This is a genomic window from Mesorhizobium sp. M7A.F.Ca.CA.004.06.1.1, assembly GCF_003999135.1.
In the GTDB taxonomy this organism is placed as follows: Bacteria; Pseudomonadota; Alphaproteobacteria; order Rhizobiales; family Rhizobiaceae; genus Mesorhizobium.
Genome location: NZ_RZPQ01000414.1, coordinates 1 through 5250 on the forward strand (window position 1 = coordinate 1; position 5250 = coordinate 5250).

The 5250-nt window shown below is 63.0% G+C and carries 4 protein-coding genes and 2 pseudogenes; 3 read left to right on the plus strand and 3 right to left on the minus strand.

Going from position 1 to position 5250, the window contains the following annotated elements:
• Nucleotides 1-430 (plus strand): annotated as a pseudogene (locus tag EN906_RS22050) (hypothetical protein); the annotation flags it as partial.
• Between the two features lie 19 nt (nt 431-449).
• Nucleotides 450-656, plus strand: a complete 207-nt coding sequence (locus tag EN906_RS22055) for an AbrB/MazE/SpoVT family DNA-binding domain-containing protein (RefSeq protein WP_032808618.1) — start codon at nt 450-452, stop codon at nt 654-656.
• 199 nt (nt 657-855) lie between these two features.
• On the opposite strand, the gene EN906_RS22060 is transcribed toward EN906_RS22055, so the two are convergent.
• Both EN906_RS22060 and EN906_RS22065 read right to left on the minus strand, forming a co-directional pair.
• Entirely contained in the window at nt 856-1803 is a 948-nt protein-coding gene (locus tag EN906_RS22060) for a cation diffusion facilitator family transporter (protein ID WP_127271270.1), read from the minus strand.
• Nucleotides 1804-1808: 5 nt separating this feature from the next.
• Nucleotides 1809-3998 (minus strand): anthranilate synthase, encoded by a 2190-nt coding sequence (locus EN906_RS22065; protein WP_127271719.1) that lies wholly within the window; start codon nt 3996-3998, stop codon nt 1809-1811.
• Nucleotides 3999-4317: 319 nt separating this feature from the next.
• Between EN906_RS22065 and EN906_RS22070 the strand changes: the two genes are divergently transcribed.
• Nucleotides 4318-5088 (plus strand): isocitrate lyase/phosphoenolpyruvate mutase family protein, encoded by a 771-nt coding sequence (locus EN906_RS22070; RefSeq protein ID WP_127273278.1) that lies wholly within the window; start codon nt 4318-4320, stop codon nt 5086-5088.
• Nucleotide 5089: 1 nt separating this feature from the next.
• On the opposite strand, the pseudogene EN906_RS39015 reads toward EN906_RS22070, so the two are convergent.
• A pseudogene (locus EN906_RS39015) lies at nt 5090-5250 on the minus strand (peptidase M14); the annotation flags it as partial.

The following is a 5250-nucleotide window of genomic DNA, read 5'->3' on the forward strand; positions in this document are numbered from 1 at the left end:
CTACGATGCAGCGCATCTCGGCTCGCACCCCGATCAACTCACCCGGTCGATCCGGGTTTTCCGCGGCAAGGTAGAGCTGGCGTCCTTCGCCTCGGGTGGCGACGCCGCCAACTGGCCAGACGGCGCCGACATTGCCGTTACCGTCACCACACGGCAGAAATCGGCTGAGGTTACGCAGACCTATTCCTGCCAGGGCGAAGCCGATCAGTGGCGCTGCGCGGCCAGTTCGAAGATGAGCGATTCTTCCTGCGACATCGCGCAGAAGGAGATTTTCCTCAAGCGTGGCGCCAATGGCACGATGATGCTGGCCAACCCCAACAGCGCGCTCGCGATCGTCGACCTGTGTTCGAAGGCCGCCGACGGCAAGACGAAATCCGACGACAAGGTCTACCGGCTGCAGCCAATGCCGCAATCGGCCTGCTCGCCTTGAGCTTCAATGGAGGGCGCGAATGGATAAGGCAAAAGTCTTTTGGTCTGGCGGATCGCAAGCAGTACGCATGCCGAAGAAATACCGTTTCGATACCGGCGAGATTTCAATCCGTCGCGAGGGCCGAGCGGTCGTTCTCGAACCGCTTGCGCAGGATTGGGTCTGGCTCGACAGTTTGACCGGGCCACTTGACGACGATTTTGTTGAGGCAGCTTTGGAAGGCCGATAGAGACTGGCGGCGCAGACCATAGGATCCATGCGTGACATCTGAGCGCTGCTGCGGTGCAGAATTCTGTTCCGCTGCACTCTACGAAGGTCGCGGCATGGATCCTCGGGTCTCCGCGACGGAGCTTCGCTCCTGCTTCGCCCGTGGATGACGAAGTCGAGAAGCTTCGGTTAATTTTCCCAAGTCGCTACAGGAAATCGCCTCAGGCGAACGGCACGGCCGTCGTGCCCTTCGGCAGCTTGGCCTCGTCGTCGGGCTCGACATGGATGGTGACGCGCACCGAGGGGATTTCGGCCTTCAGCGCGTCCTCGATGCGGTCGCAGATGACATGGCTGGCGCCGACCGACATGTCTGCGTCGACGACCAGATGAAACTCGATGAAGGTGGCGCGGCCGGCGATGCGCGTCTTGAGGTCGTGCACCTCGAGCGCGCCCTTGCAATTGGCCGAGATGACGTCACGGATGCGCATGTGTTCCTGGGTGTCGACGGCGCGGTCCATCAGGCCGTTCATCGACGAGCCTATGACATGCCAGCCCTGCCACAGGATGTTCAAAGCCACGAGGACGGCAAGTGCGGGGTCAAGGATCTGCCAACCGGTCAGGATCGCTCCGACCAGGCCGCCGAAGACGCCGATCGAGGTGACCACGTCGGTCATGATGTGGTTGCCGTCGGCAACCAGCGCCGGTGATTTCTCCGCCCTGCCGGCGCGGATCAACGTCCAGGCCCAGAAGGCGTTGATGACCGTAGCGACGCCGTTGACGGCAAGACCTTCCCAGGGCTGTTCGAGCGGTGCCGGGGTCTGCCAGTGGCGCCAGACCTCGTTGAGGATCAAAAGGGCGGCGAGCACGATCAGCACGCCTTCCAGCACCGCCGAGAAATACTCGGCCTTGTGATGGCCGAAAGGGTGGTCCTGGTCGGCCGGCTTGTGGCTGACCTGGATCGCCCAGAAGGCTGCAACCGAGGCAATGACGTTGACGATCGATTCCAAGGCGTCCGAGTAGAGCGCCACCGAGCCGGTGACGTACCAGGCGGCAGCCTTCAGCGCGAGCACGACAAAAGCGACGATAATCGACCAGAAGGCAAGATTGGCGATTTTGCGCTTCGCGGCCGCCTTGGCCGCGGTCGCCATCGTGTTCTCGGCTTCAGCCATGATCGTCAGGCGGCCTTTTCCTTGGCCTTGCGGGGCAAGTGGGCGACGATGTTCTCGATGATGCGCATGCCGGCATTGTGGCCGAGCGTCATGATCGATTCCGGGTGGAACTGTACCGCGGCGATAGGCTCCTTGCGGTGTTCGAAGGCCATGATTATGCCGTCCTCGGTCTCGGCTGTGACGATGAAATCGTCGGGCAGGCGCACCGGATCGGCAAAGATCGAGTGGTAGCGGCCGACGGTCACTTCCTTGGGCAGGCCCGAGAAGATGATGCCGGGCTTGGAGACCCGGATGCGCGACGGCTTGCCGTGCATCGGTATGTGCAGCTGCCGCAGTTCGCCGCCATAGGCCTCCGCCAATGCCTGCAGGCCAAGGCAGACGCCGAAGATCGGCAGTTCGCGGGCGCGCGCCTTCTTGATGGTTGCGGCGCAATCGAAGTCCTTCGGCGTGCCGGGGCCGGGCGACAGCACGACGAGATCGGGTTTCAGCCGGTCGAAGACTTCCTCAGGCACCGGCGAGCGAACGGTCGAGACGTTGGCGCCGGTCTGGCGGAAATAATTGGCCAGCGTGTGGACGAAACTATCCTCGTGGTCGACCAGCAGGATGTTGACGCCGTCGCCGACGCGCGCGGTGGTTCGCTCGGTGCTGGCGGAATTGCCTGTCTTGGCGTCGCGGATGGCGGAGAGCATGGCGGATGCCTTCAGTTCGGTTTCTGCTTCTTCTTCCTCGGGAATGCTGTCGAACAGCAATGTGGCGCCGGCCCGCACTTCGGCAATGCCGTCCTTGATACGGATGGTGCGGAGCGTCAGGCCGGTGTTCATGTCACCGTTGAAATTGACCATGCCGATCGCACCGCCATACCAGGCGCGCGGGCTCTTCTCGTTCTGTTCGATGAAGCGCATGGCCCACAGTTTCGGCGCGCCGGTGACGGTGACCGCCCAGGCATGCGACAGGAAGGCATCGAAGGCATCCATGCCTTCGCGCAGCCGGCCTTCGATGTGGTCGACCGTGTGGATCAGGCGCGAATACATTTCGATCTGCCGACGGCCAATGACGCGCACCGAACCCGGCTCGCAGACCCGCGACTTGTCGTTGCGATCGACGTCCGAGCACATGGTCAGCTCGGATTCGTCCTTCTTCGAGTTGAGCAGTTTCAGGATCTGCTCTGAGTCGGAAATGGCGTCGTCGCCGCGCTTGATGGTGCCTGAGATCGGGCAGGTCTCGACGCGGCGGCCGTTGACGCGCACGAACATTTCCGGCGAGGCGCCGATCAGATATTCGCCTTCGCCCAGATTGATGAAGAAGGAATAGGGCGACGGATTGATGGCTTTCAGCTTGCGCGAAATCTCGGATGGCTGCGTCTCGCAGCGCTCGTAGAACATCTGGCCGGGCACGACCTCGAACAGGTCGCCGCGCTTGAACGAATCCATCGCCTTGCGCACCAGATCCGCGTATTCGCCCGGTTCATGGTCGCCGCGCGGCGGGATGCGGTCAGGGCTCTTGAACGGCTCGGCGATTTCGTCGCGCGGCAGCCCTTCGGTCGAAAAACCCTCGCCGGCATAGTCATAGCGGTCGGTCCAGGCCTTGGCGGAATAATGGTCGACGACCAGGATCTCGTCGGGCAGGAAAAGCACCAGGTCGCGCTGGCTTGGCTTGCGCTCGAGCTTGTAGTCGACCGGGTCGAACTGGAAGGCGAGGTCGTAGCCGAAAGCGCCGTAGAGACCGAGATTGGCGTCTTCCTCGGTCCTGAACAGAGCGGTGATGGCGCGCAGCACCGTGAAGACTGAAGGGACGCGGCTGCGCTCCTCCTCGGTGAAGACACGGCCGGGCTTGGCGACATCGAGGCGGATGAGTGTCTTCGACGTCTCGGCGATGGTGACATCCGCCTGGCTGGCGAGCGCCTTGCCGATGACCGGCAGCAGCGCCTCGCCACGGCGGTTCAGCGCCTCGATGCGCATGGCACGGCCGCGCGCCGAGACGACCAGTGGCGGATCGATGATGGCGGTGTCCCAGCGCGTGTAGCGGCCGGGATATTCATAGTTCGAGGAAAATACAGCGCCGCGGCGCGAATTCAGGCCGTCAACGTAAGCGTCGATCGCGCCCGCATAGGGCCGGTCGTGGCGCGCGCGCGTGATGGTGATGCCACCCGCGGTCACGAAACTTTCCGCGCCGTTTTCCAGAAGCTTTATCGTCATTGCCGTCTCCATCAGCGTCTTGGGGCAACGGACCCGGGAATGGCTTGGAAAAAACAAATGGCCGCCCGGACTTTCCGTTGCGGCCACCCTCTCTTTTCACGCGCACGTGTTCGAACAGGCCGCTGTCAGCAGGCCCACCACCAAATGGTCTTGATCGAACGCATGTTCATGGCGAAAATCCATAGCCGCGAAAAACCGGATGCGCAACTGATTTGAAAAGCCTGTCCGGTGGCCGCCGCTTCAGCGTCTCATGGCACATCGCCAGGGCGGACAGTGCCGCTTAGACTGTTCCTCTAACAGCAGGAGACGGGAAAACACCATGACCGAGCAGATCGAGCGTGCGCGGACGTTCCATTCCCTCCACGTCAAGGGAAACCCGATCGTTCTCTACAACGTCTGGGATCCGGGTTCGGCCAAGATCGTCGAGAAAGCGGGCGCCAAGGCGATCGCCACCGGAAGCTGGCCGGTGGCTGCCGCGTTCGGCTATGCCGATGGCGAGAAAATCCCGCTGGAGCTGGCGCTCGACAACATCAAGCGCATCGTCACTGCCGTCGACCTGCCGGTGACCATGGACCTCGAGGGCGGCTACGGCGTCGATCCGGAGATTGTGGCTCGCACGGTGACGTTGGCGCTACGGGCCGGCGCTATCGGTTTCAATTTCGAAGACCAGGTTGTCGGCGGCACCGGCCTGCACGACATTTCTGTTCAGGTAAAACGCATCGAAGCTGCGGCAGCGGCCGTCAAGGCCTCCGGCATACCGGCGTTCATCAACGCCCGAACCGACATCTTCCTCAAGGCGAAACCGGATGCGCATGACGACGTCCTGCTCGACCAGGCCATCGAGCGCGCGCAGGCCTTCGAAAAAGCCGGCGCACACGGCTTCTTTGCGCCGGGTCTTGGCGATGAGGACCTGATCGAGACGCTTTGCAAGGCAATCGCGTTGCCGGTCAACATCATTGCGCTGGGGCACGTGCCGCCGCGCCAGCGGCTGGCCGAACTCGGCGTCGCCCGCATCAGCCACGGCCCGGTGCCTTACCGGCAGATGGCGGAATGGCTGGAGGCGAAGGCGCGACTGGCTATTTCGGGTTAAGTCAGTCCTCCAGCGTTCCCGACCGGGCGTCGGTGCTCTTCCTGTCGCCGACCAGCTTCAGAAGATCCTCGCCGGCGCGGATGATGCGGCGCGAGCGGCGGGTCAGGATGATGCCGTCCTTCGGCGCGGACACCCCGGTGGGGCCGTCGGCTTCCCCCCGTG